The sequence below is a fragment of the Variovorax soli genome, assembly GCF_031454625.1.
In the GTDB taxonomy this organism is placed as follows: Bacteria; Pseudomonadota; Gammaproteobacteria; order Burkholderiales; family Burkholderiaceae_C; genus Variovorax; species Variovorax soli_A.
The window spans coordinates 145,835-158,545 of sequence record NZ_JAVDRF010000005.1 but is presented as its reverse complement, the minus strand read 5'-3'; the positions used below and the strand labels follow the sequence as shown (position 1 = coordinate 158,545).

Here is a 12,711-nt window from a genome sequence, read left to right as displayed (position 1 = left end):
CGCCGCTGCAAACGGACAGCCGGCCGCTGCCGCCGGCCCTGCCCCGTTGCGCATCAGGAAATCTTGTTTGCCGCCTCCTTCAAGGGCGCGTAGAGAGCGTGGATGCTCCCGCTCACCGTTTCCGTCCAGACCGACAGTTCCGCGTGCTCGGACTGCAGCTTGAGCAGATCCGCCGCGCTCACGTCAAAATTCTGGTCACTCATGGTCCGCAGCGTCTGGCCCATGCGTTCTTCGATCCCTCCGCTGACGAGCACGGCATGTGCAAGCGAGCTGACTCCAGAAAGTGAATCAGCATCGGCGGTGACCGGCTTGGCTGCGGAGACGGGAGCGGGGGCGATAGGCAGGTTGGTGTTGATCATCATGGTTTCCTCAGTGAGCGGAATCGTGGTCGTGGAAAGCGACTCATAGGCGGCGGCCGTGCTGCGCCAGGCGGCGCGACAGGGGACGGCTCGAAGCTGGCGCGTGCATCACCTCGCGTTCGATCCTTTCGTCCATCGTGCGAAGCGTTTCCTCGGCTTGGCGACGAACCTTCTCGACCGCTGCTTCGCCACCGACGCGCCGCAGCTCGGCCAAGCAAGCATTCGGCGTCATGCCATGTTCCTCGAGAAGGCGATGGTGAGCCTGCAGGGTCGCCCTTGCCAGCATGGCAAGCTCTTGCGCTTTTCCGGAAAGCGTAGCGGTTTCGCCGCGTTCGTACTGATCCACGAAAGGTCCTCGCGAGTGCTTCTGACCTCTTCTGGGTAACGGCGGCTCGAACGCGGTTCCTCGCGAACCACCGCTTCGTCTACACGCCGCAGAGCTTGGCAATGATCGCGCGGAGTCGCGCCGGAGCAACCGGCTTGTACAGCAAGGGCAGGCCATGCCGGCGGACAAAGCGCGCCGTCTGAAGCGATGTGTCCCCGGAAACGAGCACCGCCGGCAAACCGGGCCTGTAGCGACGCCGTAGGCGCGCCACGGTTTCGGTACCCAGTTCGCCGGCGTCCAGCCGGAGGTCGGAGATGACCAGGTCGGGCAGCACCGCCCCATCGAGCAGCACATCGGCCTGGTCGCCCGATTGCGCCGGGATCACGCGGCATCCCCAGCGCTCGAGAAGTCTTCGCGTCCCTTCGAGGATCAAGGCGTCATCGTCGATCAGCAACACCCGCAGGCCATCGAAACGGGTGTCGCTCAAGTCGTCTGGCGACAGAGTCTCCGGCGACGGGAACGATTGCCGGCTCGCTTCGCCCAAGCCCACGCGCAATGAAAACCTGGAGCCCCTGCCGGGCATGGAGCGCAGTTGCACCGGGCATCCCAGCAGTCGAGTACAGCTGCGAACGATGGCCAGTCCCAATCCAAGACCGCCTCGGTCGTCCCCGCTCCCTTCGATCCGGTAGAACTCGCCGAAGACTGCCTCCTGGTGCTCGGCAGGGATGCCGATTCCGCTGTCCCAGACCTCCAGCCGTACATCGCTGCCCGCTGGACGGCATGCGACGATCACGCCGCCCTTGTCCGTGTATCGCAGCGCGTTCGAAACAAGATTGGCCATCACGCGTTCCAGCAACGCCGGATCGCTGTAGACCGTCAACGGCGATGACGCGACGACGAAGCGGATATTCTTCTGCCGCGCCGTGGGCCCGAATGCCGCCCGCAATCGCGCAAGCAGCGGCTCCAATGGAAAGGCCATGAAATTCGGGGCGATCATCCCCGTTTCCAGCTTCGACATGATCAGGACCGAATCGAGCAACGACTGCGTGGAGTGCAGCGCAGACTCCATGTGGTTCAGCAGCGGATACGCGTGCTCGGGCAGCTTCGCGCTCTTGAGTTCGTCGATGAACAGCCCCAACGCATGCATGGGCTGGCGAAGGTCATGGCTCATGGCCGCCATGAAACGGGACTTCGCATGGCTCAGACGTTCCGCTTCGCTCTTCTGTGCAGCAAGCGCGGCAAGTTCGCGCACCCGCGCTTCGCGTTGCTTGTGGACCGTCAAATCAGTCAGGATCCCCAAGGTTCCGGTGTGCACGCCATCAGGGCCGGCCATGGGATAGAGCGACTCCATCACGAAGACGTAGCTCCCGTCGGCGCGCCTGACTGCGACGCCATGCTCGTCGCCGGATTCATTTGCAGAGGATGCGATGTTCGGGGGGTCGCGCACCAGCATGCCGTCCCACCGCCGCCCGTAGAGGGCGCTGGCCTCCAGTCCCAGGAGGCTGGCAGCCTGGCGATTGCAGAACGAAATCAGGCCATCGGCGTCGAGCATCAGGATGCCGTCGCGGCCGGTGTCGAGCATCCGCCGAAAGCGCTCTTCGCTGCCGCGCAGATGCTCGGCGGCACGTTCGCGCGAACTGACATCCTTGCCGATGCCGCGGTATCCCGCAAAGACTCCGTTGTCGAGTACAGGCACTCCGCTGATGCTGATGTGCAAGGTCTCCGCACCATCCGTCGCATGCGCAAACACGAAGTCTTGAAAGGGCTGCCTCCTTGCCAATGCCGTCTTGAATGCGGCCCAGGCGGCTTCGTCGTCACCTGAAGAAGCGTCGCACCAGCGGCGCCCCAGCAACGCCGCGGGCTCGATGCCCGACTTCTCCTGCAGGCCCTCGGAAAGGTAGGTCAACCGATGCTCGGCATCCTGCTCCCAGTACCAATCGGACGAAAGCTCGGCCAAGCTGCGAAATCGCGCTTCGCTCACCCGGAGCATCGCCTCATTGTGCTTGCGCTCGCGCGCATACTGCAGCGTCTTGATGAGGAGCCGGCCGGAAAGGTCCTGCTTGACCAGGAAGTCCTGCGCGCCCGCCTTCACCGCTGCAAGCGCCACAGCCTGATCTTCGTTCCCCGTCAGCACGACGATCGGCAACAACGCGTCTCTGCTCTGGACCTTGAAGAGCGTTTCGATGCCGAAACTGTCGGGAAGAGACAAATCCAGCACGACCATGTCCGGCCGCTGTTCGTCCATGCGCTGCAAGGCTTCGGCCAGGGACCGCGCGTCACGCATGCGGAAGCCATCGCGCCCCACCTCGTCGATCAGCAACTCCCGGATCAGTCGCGCGTCGCCGGGGTTGTCTTCCACCAGCAGGATGTCTTGCGCGAGTCCTTGCATGTTGCAGTCCGTGCCGCTACAGGTCGTCCCCGCGCGGCGGAAGCGACACGAGCGACAACCAGAAGCGGTCGATGGCGCGGATCACCTCGAGGAATCTGTCGAAGCTCAAGGGATCTTTCGCGATGTAGCAGTTGGCGTGCAGCTCATAGCAGCGAACGATATCCTCCTCCTGCTTCGATGTGCTCAGGACCACCGTGGGAATGCGGCGCAGCTCGGGGTGCGCCTTGATATCGGCGAGGACTTCGCGGCCATCGAGACGCGGCAGATTGAGATCGAGGAGGATCAAGTCGGGCCTCACCGAGTTTGCATGCCCGTTGCGGCGGTGCAGATAGTCGAGCGCTTCGACGCCATCCTTGACCCAATGCAGGTTGCAGAGAACCTGGCCCTCTTTCAATGCTTCGCGCATCAGCCGCATGTCCGCAGGGTTGTCTTCCACCAGCAGGATATGCGGTGTCCTGGGAACCATGCCATTGCTCACCTGCAAGTGCTCCTCGTCATGCGAAGGCAGTTTCGCAGCGGCTGCGCGCCCTCTCGTGGGCATCGATTATGGGGGCACGGCCCCCCGTGCACCAGAGTCATTCCCAGTGTTCCGCAAGCGTTGCGTCCAATGGAAAAATTTGCAAAGGGTGCTAGCATGAACCAAGCCATGATGGTGCGAGTCTCGATTCAGCGGACTCGTCAGGGCACTTCATTCGTATTACCAAAAGCATGATCTCTGAAAAGAGGACGCCCGAGCGCCCTTCGACTTCCGTCTCCGAAGCGGAGCACCCGGCGGGAGACGCCGGACTCAAGTTCCTGGTGGCCGATGATCATCATCTGGTCAGGGAGGGACTCAAGCTGACGCTGCTTCAGATCGATGCGCGAACCCAGGTCCTGGAGGCCGCCACGCTGGCCGAGGCCATCGAGACATTCCATGCCAATCCCGACATCGACCTGGTCCTGCTCGATCTGAACATGCCCGGCTCATCAGGCTTGTCAGGCCTGGATGCATTCCTGGCGCAATGCCCGGCCGCGCGCCTGGTCGTCGTGTCCGGCACCTTCGACATGAAGACCGTGCAGACTGCGATTCAAAAAGGCGCACTCGGCTTCATTCCCAAGTCGTCGGGCAAGCGGATCGTCCTGAGCGCGCTGCGCTTCGTCCTGGACGGTGGGATCTACGTTCCGCCGGAGCCATTCATTTCCGACAGCTCTGCCCAGGAAGGCGACGGCACCTTGCGTACCACGGCCGCCTTTTCCGCCAGGGCCGCCGCCAAGGGCCTGACCAACCGGCAGATCGACGTGCTTCGCGAACTTCTCGAAGGCAACTCCAACAAGCAGATTTGCCGCAATCTCAACCTCGCCATGGGAACCGTCAAGGCCCACGTGGCGGCAGTCCTGGCCGCGCTCGGCGTGAACACCCGCACGGAAGCGATTGCAGCCGCCGACCGGCTGGGCCTGCGTCAACTCCTGGAGCCGGCTTCGAGCGGCCCGACCGCGGCGCGCACCGGGACCGCGCCCGGCGACCTGATCCGCAAGTAGCCGCCGCTCGGGCGTCAGAACTTCTGGCAACAGCCCTTGAGCGTTTCGCCGCGCTCCTTCACGATGGAACTCACGATGTTCACCGTCAGGCTGTTCTGGTTCACCTCCTGGGTGTAATAGAGCAGGTGGGCGGCGTCCACTTCCTTGCCTGATTTGATGTCGGAGAGAGCCTTTTTCAGGTCCGATTCCGAGTCGGAGATGATTGTGGAAGTCATGGTTTCAAGTTCCCCGAGGGAAACTCCAGTTGTCGATGCCATCGTTGCTCCATTGGTTAAGCAATTGAAAGATCACGGAGCATGGCTGACTGCAATCCATGCCCCCTCTACTGAGGAACGCGGCACATGCCGCGGTTCCTGCGCGCTATCGGCCCCGGCCCATCGGCATCGACTCCAGCACAATTACGGCGGCTCCCACTGCAGCGATGGCGGCCTCCAGCCGCCGGTAGGTCTCGCGATCCAGCAGTTGCCGCTGCGCAACCGCGCAAGCGTTCTGCATTTCGCTCAGCCTGGCTCGCAATTCGAGGCGGTACTGGTCGTTCTTATCGTCGCGCAGCCGCTGCTCCACGTCGAAACCGCTTTGGTGTTCCTGAGATGTCATGCCTGCCTTTCAAGGTCCATAACGGAAACGGGTGCCGTCGGACAGCACGATTTCGCCGTCGCGCACGGCGACGACGGTATTCCCCGCGAGCGCACCGCCGGGTGCGATGCGTTGTCCGCTGGTGGTCACGATGTAAGGAAAGGCGCCGCCGACGACCGCTGCCACATGCGCTGCGATCGCATCCCGTTCCGGCTCCACGATGGCCTTGATCTTGAGAGTGCTGCCGTAATGCCGCGTGAAATCCACGAACAGCGCCTCCCAGGTGCGCCTGTCCTGGGGACTGAGAACAGCCTGCAGCTCGAGCTCGGGCTCCGTCGCCGTCACCCTGAACTTGCCGTCGAGGCCCGCTTCGCGCACACGGTCCATGAAGCGCTCGCGGACTTGTTCAGGCCGCAGAATGTCGAACTCGATCGGCTCGAACGCGGCCAGCTCGGCGCGCGCCCGTTCAGGAAAAGCGGCGGCCTCCGCTGCGCTCGAGGCCGAGCCCAGAATCCGCAGGACGTCGCCAGAGCCCGGCTCCATGCGCAGCTCGAGGCGGCCCGGCGCATGTTGGTTCTGGACGAAGCGCTTGACGGCGTCGCGCCGCTCGGCGTCCAGCACCACCTTGATTTCAACCGGCATGCGCAGCGTGGACACGCGTTCGCGCAACCTCTGCAGCTCCTTGTCGGTCCGCAGCCTGCCCTGCACGGCCCAGGGACCGCCTTCGGTGTGCTTCACCTCCAACGCGCCCGTCGGAAAGTCCTTCAGCACTTCCGCCACAGCCGAGGCATCATCCGCTTCCGTGACAGCGGGGCTGGGCCCCGGCTCCACCTGATCCGGCAATGCCGCGACGGCGCTGGCAACCGCCTCCGCAGGCCGCTGCACGGCCACGATCAGCGCCACGCCCAACAACAGAACGGCTGCGCCCAACACCGCATACCGGCGCGGCTCGGGACGCTTGAACAGTTGAAGCCGTTGAATGCCGAGAGGGCGCGAAGGCACGGGAGCCTGCGCCTCGGGTGCCGCGACGGCACGCTCGACGGGCGCTTCTACTTCCTCCTCGTCCGCGGCCTCGGCCGGCGCGCTCCGCAGCTGCAGCGCTTCGTCATCCGGCCACTCGTCGTCGACCGACGCGGCGGTGATCTTGACGAAACCGAACTGCAACACCGTGCCCAAGGGCAGCAGTTCGGGCCCAACCTCTTCCCCGGTCAAAGTCAGGACCCGCCCTTGCAAGGGCTCGACGGAAATACCGTCCGCATCGACGCTGATGCGCGCGTGCTCCTGCGCAACTTGCGCGCCGCCAAGGACAATCGCGCAGGTATCCGCCGCGCCGATCGCATAGCCCTGCCCGACCTGCAGCGGAAGGCGCGCGCCTGCCTGCGGTCCATGCAGGACGCGCAGTTCGATGGCATCGGCAAGCCCCGTGCTCTCGCCACTCATGTCGAGATCCTCGCCAGCGGCTGGATGTTGATGTCCTGCGTCAGCTCCTGGTAGGACAGCACCGCCAGATCTCCCGCATCCTGCTCAAGCAACTTGCGCACATAGCGGCGGATGTCCATGGATGTGAGCAGCACAGGCTTCTGAATCGCTGTCGAGGTGTCGCCGACCACCGACTTCACCGCCGCGACGATCTTCTTGCTGGCCGCCGGCTCCAATGCAAGATAGGAGCCGCCCGATGTCTGGCGAATGGCGGTGCGTACCTGGTCCTCGATGGCCGGAGACAACAGGTACGCGGGCAGCATGTTCTGCCCCGCCGAATACTTGTGGCTGACGAAGCGCTTGAGGGCCATGCGAACGTATTCGGCCAGGAGGACCGGGTCCTTCTCCTTCTGCCCCCAATCGACCAGTGCCTCCATGACAGCGCGCACGTTCCGGATCGAGATCTCCTCCGACACGAGGCGCTGCAGAATCTCCGCGATCTTGTGGATCGGCATGACCCGCGTCACCTCCTTGGCAAGCTCGGGAAACTTCGATTCCATTTCCGTGAGGATCGCACGAGTCTCCTGGATGCCCACGAATTCCGCCGCATGCTTTCGCAGCACGTAGGCGATGTGGTAGCTCAGCATCTGCGTCGGCTCCAGGAATGCAATGCCGGCCTTCGCCATGGTCGCACCGAGACTCGCCGGAGACCAGATCGACTCCAGGTTCGGCAGGAACTTCGCGTCTTTCTCGAAAGGAATCTGCAGCGCGGTCAGGTTCTCCGGCGATTCGCGCACCAGCAGATGCTCGGGACGCATCCGCCCCTGCGACACCGGCACCTCGCCCACCAGGATGGCATAGGCCTCGCCCTGCAATTGCTCGTTGAAGCGCAACTGCAAGCCCGGGAACACCACGCCAAGGTCGTAATACAGGGCGCGGCGAACCTTGATCAGCTCTTCATTCAGCACGCCTGCGGAGAACACCTTTTCAAGTTGCGCACTCACGTCCACCATGAGCGGTACGGTGGGCTGGAAGCTCTCCGGCCCCGCGTCCTTCCTGCCGCCGCCGGCTGCACTGCCGGCACCGGAGAGCTTGACGGCCGGCATGGTCGTCGTCTTGCCGGACGCATCCACCGTCTGCGTCTCTCCCTTGAAGAGCGTGTAGCCCACCACGCCCAGAACGGCGGCCAATGCCAGGAAGGTGAATGTGGGCATGCCCGGAATCAGTCCGAACCCGATCATCACGGCAGTCCCGATCATCAGCGCCTTGGGCTGGGACAGGATCTGCGCACCCACGTCGCGGCCGACGTTCGACGGGCCCTCGCCCGTGGTCACCCGCGTGACGATCATGCCCGCCGCAATCGAAATGAAAAGAGCGGGGATCTGGGCGATCAGCCCGTCGCCGATGGTCAGGATCGAATAGACACGCATCGCATCAGAGGCCGTCAAGCCCTTCTGCAACGTTCCGATCAGGATGCCGCCGAGCAGGTTCACGCACACGATGATCAGGCCCGCGATGGCATCGCCCTTCACGAACTTCATCGCTCCATCCATGGAGCCGTAGAGCTGGCTTTCCTTCTCGACCAGCCCGCGCCGCCGGCGCGCTTCCTCCATGTCGATCGCGTTGGCACGCATGTCGCCGTCGATGGACATCTGCTTGCCCGGCATCGCGTCCAGGGAGAAACGGGCGCCCACTTCCGCCACGCGCTCGGCACCCTTGGTGATCACCACGAACTGCACGATCGTGAGAATCAGGAAGACGACCAGGCCGACCACCAGGTTGCCTCCCACCACGAAGTTGCCGAAGGTGTAGATGATGTGGCCCGCATCTCCGTTCAGCAGGATGAGGCGGGTCGTCGCGATGCCGATGCCCAGGCGGAACAGCGTCGTGACCAGCAGCACCGAAGGAAACGACGAGAAGGCCAGCGGGCTGGGCAGATACATGGCCACCATCAGCAGGATGGCGGAGAGGCACATGTTGACCGCGATCAGCGCATCCACCAGCCAGAGCGGCAGCGGCAGGATCATCATGAAGATGATGCAGACGATCAGCGCCGCCATGATCAGGTCGTTGCGATCGACCAGCAGTTGGACGATCCGCTGCGCCTGTTTGGAGATCTTCATCGGCCGCTTCCCTTCAGGCTGGTGCGCTGTTCGGCCAGTCGCCGCTCGACGAAAATCTCGAACGCCAGTTCTGCTTCGCCGTGACGGCCCTGCGCCGCGAGCGCCTGGCCATGCAGCAGGTCCAGCACCGGCGAAGGCTCGCCCTCATCGCGCAACCGGCCCACGACGCGCTCGGACTCGCGCGGCTGTCCGGCCCGTGTGGCGGCGTGCGCCAGCGTCAGCGATGCGCGCCGATCATCCGGATCGAGCACGCACACCGCACGCAGCAACGCCAGCGCGCTGTCCGGCCGGCCATGCCGCAGGTAGAGCTGGCTCAGCAGATGCAGCACATCGAGGGATTCGTCGCGTACCTCGGCCATGCTCATCCTGCCACCAATGCCAGCCGGTACTGCTGGAGCAGTCCGAACAGGTCGCTCTGATCATCGAGCACCGCCACGGCCCGCTGCAGGAGCCTCGCATTGCGTGCATCCTTTGCCGCGGCCGCCTGCAGCCGATCGCGTGCGCTTTCCACCGCCTGCCAGAAGCGATAAGGCAGCAGCAGCGCCGCTTCGCTGATCTCGGGCGCCACCTGGCTCCAGAGGTAATCCTCTAAATTGGGAAGCGCGTACAACTGGTCCAGCAGCGATCTCTGGGCAACCCAGGCGGGACCCACTTCCGCCATGGGCATCTGCTCGGCCTGCGACCCTCGCACGATGGCGTCGATGCCGCTGTCGAACTTGAACGGGTTGCTCCCGGCGCGCTGAACGCTCACGGCATCCTCCCTGTGCGTGCGACGCGCTCGTGAAACCTGAAGAGCGCCTGTATCGCCTCTTCCAGCGTGCTGGGCAGGAATGAAGGTCTCGCGATGCGCAAGGTCGCCACGAGCTGGTCTCCGTCCAGCGCGAGCTGCGGCGTATGGCCCTGGCTGGCGCGGAAGTCCGCGAGATGCAGCGCAGCGCGCGCGGCCCGGTTCCGGGGCTCCGGCAAAGGAGCCTGGACCATCACGAGAACCTCGTCGCCCCCGCCGCGTGCCAGGTCGACCAGCGTCAGCTGACGATCCCCATCGATCATGAAACTGAGACAGCCCTGATCATCCAGCTGCAGACCCGGCACCCCGGCAGTCCGGCCGAACGAAGCGATGGCGTGATCGACCCAATCCATCATCCCTCCTGGTGCTGGGACTCGGACTCGAGCCGCGCTTCTTCCTGGTCGATCGCCTCGTCGAGCGCTGCTTGCACCGCATCCAGCGTTGCCATCCGGATCTGCCGGTCGTCGAATGCCTTCTCAGGCAGGTCTGCGAGCACGCGTTTCAGGCCCGTGAGGAATACGATCGTCGGTACGCCTTCCGGCAACTTGCAGTCCCTCGCCAGCCGATCGAAATGACGCGGCATTGGCGTTCCTGCTGCCAGGATGTCCAGAACGCCGTCGATCAAACGCGTCATCTCGATGGCCGGCCCATCGCTCATGAGGCGGCCTGCAATTCGATCGAGCGCCCCACTTCGCCGATCAGCCTGTGAAGGTCGTCGACCAAGGAGTGGAGCGTATAGATCAGCTGCAGCTGCGCATTGACCGCCTTCAGGCGTTCCTTGTTGAAAGCCTCGCGGATCGCCGCCTGCATCTCCACGCCCATCGCGCGGATGAGGTTGTGCACCGTCCTTTTGAGTGTTTCGGAGGTCGTCGCGCCGGACGGATTCCCTCGCAGGATCGAACGCAGCAGTTCGATCCAGGTGGTCGGCTCCTTGGTCGAGACATCGACACAGGTCGACAGGAATTCCAGTGGATTGGACTGGTCCTCCGCCAGGTGGGCCAAGCGAAAGAAACTGACCTCGCGCGTGCCGGACAGGTCACTGCCGCTTGCGAGTTCATGGACTTCATCCTTGATGACCGCACAAAGCGCTTCACGATCTTCGAGGCGGCCGGGAATCCCCTGCAGGCCAGCCAGCAAATCCATGAGGGCGGACGAGTCACGACCCAGCCCACGAATCTTCGCGAGCAACTCCTTGGGGTTGCCGAGCTCGCCCAGGGGCAATGCAGACTTCAACAGATCGACGAGTTCGTCCGGGTCCTCGGTCTCCCATACCAGTTCGGCAAACCGTTCCGCATCGGCGAATTCCTCGTCGAGCAACGGCATGCGCTGGCCGTCCTCCACCCCTTCCAGGACGGACAGCGCCAGGTACAGCTCCGCGATATGCGCACCGGCGCCTCCTCTGCGTCTGCGCAGGATCGAGGCGGCTTGCTGCGTGACGCGCTGAGGCCTGGCGCCAATCGTTCGCGCGCGCTGCAGCACTTCCGCCCGAGGCATCGGCTGAATGGGCGGCATGGCGATCCCGGACCGGTGCTCCAGCAACCGCGATGGATCGCGCCTGCCTTGCGCATTGCCTTCGACCGCCTTCTCGGCGACCCGGGCCGGCGGCGTCGCGCGCTTGGCGGAAGCGCCCATGATGCGCCCCTGCTCCGCCGGGCTGTCGTCCGGCCGCGGCGTGAACTGGGAAACGGGATTCGCGTGCTGCGTGACTCTGCTGATTTCTGCCATGACCTGCCCGTCGAGGGATTGAGTGCTTGCGGTGCGCAACGCCGATCGTGCCGCAGTTCCAGTGCGTCAGGGCGCGCGAAATGACCGGCCGGTGGCCTCGTCCGTCGATCCCGGCCTAGGCCACTCACGGACAGAAGAAGGGCCTGTGACGACCTAGTCCATCAGCCCCATGGAAAGTGCAATCGTCTGCAAGCAGACTGCGTCAGATGTTTCCATCGGTTCGCCGAGTCACCTGATCTGTTCGCAACGCTGCCGGTTGTGATCCAGGTCACACGAGGCGCACGGTCGGCGGCGCTCGCGCCACCGGCAATCCGCAATCCGCAACCGCTTCTTGCCTGAATGGGCCCCTTCATGACGCACGTCGTACCCCTGGAAGAACGCCCGAGTCCGATACGGATCGACAAGGCCAGCAGTCCGGAACCAGCCCAGCGCCCGCCGCGGCAACCCGTCGCAGCGCAGGACAAGGAGAAGGTGTTCCGCGGCCTGGTCAAGGATTACGGCGCCGCCCTGCACTACTTCGTGCTGCGCCGCGTCGGCAACCCGACCGATGCGGAAGAGGTCGCACAGCAGGCGCTCGTCGAGGCAGCGGCGAGTTTCACCGCCTTTCGCGGCGAAGCCGAGGTGTCCACCTGGACCTTCGGCATCGCCACCAATCTGATCCGCAATCATCTCAACCGCTCGCCCGAGCGCCGCTACGTCTTCGAGTCCGCCGACATTCTCGAGGAGCAGGAGGACCCCTCCGGCAATCCATTCGATCTGCTGGCGAGGCGCCAGGCCATGCACATCGTCGCCTGCAAGCTCGGCGAGCTGCCCTCGGGCATGGCAGAGGCGCTGATCCTCGTCTCTGTCGACGGGCTTTCGTACGAGGACACCGCGCTGCAGCTCGGCGTACCGGTGGGCACGGTGCGCAGCCGCATATCCCGCGCGCGTTCGGCCATCCGCGCCCTGCTGCGCGAAGCGGGCTGTGACGGCTGCCCCTGAGGAGTTGCCGTGGACACGATAGAAGGCCTCCTGCGCGTCAAGAGCATCCGCGAAGAAGGACGCGAGCGCGAACTGCGAAAAGCCAGGCATGAGCTCGAACACGCCACGCAAGCCTGGCGCGAGGCGAAGCACCAGCGTGAAACGCGGGTCGAGGAGCACCGCCGGCGCGAGGACGACCTCTATCGCGAGGTGCTGTCGCGTGCCATCGTCGTGCGCGAACTGGACGACCTCCACGCGGAAATCATCGCGATGAAGAAGGTCGAGCAGGAAGACGAGCGCGCGGTCGAGCAGGCGGACGAGACACGCAAACAGCAGCGCGAGACCACGGACGCGGCGACCTCCGCGTGGCGCATGGCGGCCCAGGCATGCGACAAGTACCGCGATCTGCACCAGCAGGCGGTCGCGCAGCGTCGCGAAGAAGACGAACTGAAGGCGGCCTTCGAGCTGGAGGACCTTCCCGTGCGCGCCGGCGGCCGCGCATTCGCCGATCCGGCCGAAGAGTCCTGAGG

At 64.4% G+C, this 12,711-nt stretch carries 16 protein-coding genes; 3 read left to right on the top strand and 13 right to left on the bottom strand.

What is annotated here, in order from left to right:
• Window positions 1–53 precede the first annotated feature (53 nt).
• From J2739_RS13605 to J2739_RS13590, 4 genes are all read right to left on the bottom strand, one after another.
• Window positions 54–359: a hypothetical protein gene (locus J2739_RS13605; RefSeq protein ID WP_309902458.1), complete on the bottom strand. Its 306-nt coding sequence runs from the start codon at window positions 357–359 to the stop codon at window positions 54–56.
• A 43-nt stretch (window positions 360–402) separates the two neighbouring features.
• Complete coding sequence (locus J2739_RS13600; RefSeq protein WP_309902456.1) at window positions 403–705, bottom strand: hypothetical protein; 303 nt, start codon at window positions 703–705, stop codon at window positions 403–405.
• A gap of 79 nt (window positions 706–784) precedes the next feature.
• Complete coding sequence (locus tag J2739_RS13595) at window positions 785–3,073, bottom strand: response regulator (protein WP_309902454.1); 2,289 nt, start codon at window positions 3,071–3,073, stop codon at window positions 785–787.
• Window positions 3,074–3,089: 16 nt separating this feature from the next.
• Window positions 3,090–3,539: a response regulator gene (locus J2739_RS13590; RefSeq protein ID WP_309903008.1), complete on the bottom strand. Its 450-nt coding sequence runs from the start codon at window positions 3,537–3,539 to the stop codon at window positions 3,090–3,092.
• Window positions 3,540–3,781: 242 nt separating this feature from the next.
• On the opposite strand from J2739_RS13590, the gene J2739_RS13585 reads away from it, so the two are divergent.
• Entirely contained in the window at window positions 3,782–4,591 is an 810-nt protein-coding gene (locus J2739_RS13585; RefSeq protein ID WP_309902452.1) for a response regulator, read from the top strand.
• 14 nt (window positions 4,592–4,605) lie between these two features.
• Here J2739_RS13585 and J2739_RS13580 read toward each other — a convergent pair whose 3' ends face one another.
• The 9 genes from J2739_RS13580 to J2739_RS13540 all read right to left on the bottom strand — a co-directional run bounded on the left by J2739_RS13580 (window position 4,606) and on the right by J2739_RS13540 (window position 11,221).
• Window positions 4,606–4,806: a hypothetical protein gene (locus tag J2739_RS13580; protein ID WP_309902450.1), complete on the bottom strand. Its 201-nt coding sequence runs from the start codon at window positions 4,804–4,806 to the stop codon at window positions 4,606–4,608.
• 145 nt (window positions 4,807–4,951) lie between these two features.
• A complete protein-coding gene (locus tag J2739_RS13575; RefSeq protein WP_309902448.1) occupies window positions 4,952–5,155 on the bottom strand; it encodes a hypothetical protein in 204 nt (67 codons plus the stop codon).
• Window positions 5,156–5,197: 42 nt separating this feature from the next.
• On the bottom strand, window positions 5,198–6,607 hold the full coding sequence (gene sctD / locus J2739_RS13570; protein WP_309902446.1) for a type III secretion system inner membrane ring subunit SctD: 1,410 nt from the start codon (window positions 6,605–6,607) through the stop codon (window positions 5,198–5,200).
• Window positions 6,604–8,709 (bottom strand): type III secretion system export apparatus subunit SctV, encoded by a 2,106-nt coding sequence (gene sctV / locus J2739_RS13565; protein ID WP_309902444.1) that lies wholly within the window; start codon window positions 8,707–8,709, stop codon window positions 6,604–6,606. Before sctV ends, sctD begins: the two co-directional genes overlap by 4 nt.
• Window positions 8,706–9,068, bottom strand: a complete 363-nt coding sequence (gene sctY / locus J2739_RS13560; protein ID WP_309902442.1) for a type III secretion apparatus assembly chaperone SctY — start codon at window positions 9,066–9,068, stop codon at window positions 8,706–8,708. Before sctY ends, sctV begins: the two co-directional genes overlap by 4 nt.
• 2 nt (window positions 9,069–9,070) lie before the next feature.
• Window positions 9,071–9,460 carry a type III secretion apparatus assembly protein SctX gene (gene sctX, locus J2739_RS13555; RefSeq protein ID WP_309902440.1) on the bottom strand — a complete coding sequence of 130 codons (390 nt, stop codon included), beginning with the start codon at window positions 9,458–9,460 and terminating at the stop codon, window positions 9,071–9,073.
• A complete protein-coding gene (locus tag J2739_RS13550) occupies window positions 9,457–9,849 on the bottom strand; it encodes a CesT family type III secretion system chaperone (RefSeq protein WP_309902438.1) in 393 nt (130 codons plus the stop codon). Before J2739_RS13550 ends, sctX begins: the two co-directional genes overlap by 4 nt.
• Complete coding sequence (locus tag J2739_RS13545; RefSeq protein WP_309902436.1) at window positions 9,849–10,154, bottom strand: TyeA family type III secretion system gatekeeper subunit; 306 nt, start codon at window positions 10,152–10,154, stop codon at window positions 9,849–9,851. The genes J2739_RS13550 and J2739_RS13545 overlap by 1 nt, the downstream gene beginning before the upstream one ends.
• Complete coding sequence (locus tag J2739_RS13540) at window positions 10,151–11,221, bottom strand: hypothetical protein (protein ID WP_309902435.1); 1,071 nt, start codon at window positions 11,219–11,221, stop codon at window positions 10,151–10,153. The genes J2739_RS13545 and J2739_RS13540 overlap by 4 nt, the downstream gene beginning before the upstream one ends.
• Before the next feature lie 351 nt (window positions 11,222–11,572).
• Here J2739_RS13540 and J2739_RS13535 point away from each other — a divergent pair, with 351 nt between their 5' ends.
• Together J2739_RS13535 and sctO are read left to right on the top strand one after the other, a co-directional pair.
• Complete coding sequence (locus tag J2739_RS13535) at window positions 11,573–12,202, top strand: RNA polymerase sigma factor (protein ID WP_309902433.1); 630 nt, start codon at window positions 11,573–11,575, stop codon at window positions 12,200–12,202.
• Between the two features lie 9 nt (window positions 12,203–12,211).
• A complete protein-coding gene (gene sctO, locus J2739_RS13530) occupies window positions 12,212–12,709 on the top strand; it encodes a type III secretion system stalk subunit SctO (protein WP_309902431.1) in 498 nt (165 codons plus the stop codon).
• Window positions 12,710–12,711 lie beyond the last annotated feature (2 nt).

What these genes read in the sequence shown, in the direction of transcription:
- J2739_RS13605 (WP_309902458.1), bottom strand. Translation starts at nt 359, where the DNA reads ATGATCAACACCAACCTGCCTATCGCCCCCGCTCCCGTCTCCGCAGCC.
- J2739_RS13595 (WP_309902454.1), bottom strand. Translation starts at nt 3,073, where the DNA reads ATGCAAGGACTCGCGCAAGACATCCTGCTGGTGGAAGACAACCCCGGC.
- J2739_RS13590 (WP_309903008.1), bottom strand. Translation starts at nt 3,539, where the DNA reads ATGGTTCCCAGGACACCGCATATCCTGCTGGTGGAAGACAACCCTGCG.
- J2739_RS13585 (WP_309902452.1), top strand. Translation starts at nt 3,782, where the DNA reads ATGATCTCTGAAAAGAGGACGCCCGAGCGCCCTTCGACTTCCGTCTCC.
- J2739_RS13580 (WP_309902450.1), bottom strand. Translation starts at nt 4,806, where the DNA reads ATGACTTCCACAATCATCTCCGACTCGGAATCGGACCTGAAAAAGGCT.
- sctD (WP_309902446.1), bottom strand. Translation starts at nt 6,607, where the DNA reads ATGAGTGGCGAGAGCACGGGGCTTGCCGATGCCATCGAACTGCGCGTC.
- sctV (WP_309902444.1), bottom strand. Translation starts at nt 8,709, where the DNA reads ATGAAGATCTCCAAACAGGCGCAGCGGATCGTCCAACTGCTGGTCGAT.
- sctY (WP_309902442.1), bottom strand. Translation starts at nt 9,068, where the DNA reads ATGGCCGAGGTACGCGACGAATCCCTCGATGTGCTGCATCTGCTGAGC.
- J2739_RS13550 (WP_309902438.1), bottom strand. Translation starts at nt 9,849, where the DNA reads ATGGATTGGGTCGATCACGCCATCGCTTCGTTCGGCCGGACTGCCGGG.
- J2739_RS13545 (WP_309902436.1), bottom strand. Translation starts at nt 10,154, where the DNA reads ATGAGCGATGGGCCGGCCATCGAGATGACGCGTTTGATCGACGGCGTT.
- J2739_RS13540 (WP_309902435.1), bottom strand. Translation starts at nt 11,221, where the DNA reads ATGGCAGAAATCAGCAGAGTCACGCAGCACGCGAATCCCGTTTCCCAG.
- J2739_RS13535 (WP_309902433.1), top strand. Translation starts at nt 11,573, where the DNA reads ATGACGCACGTCGTACCCCTGGAAGAACGCCCGAGTCCGATACGGATC.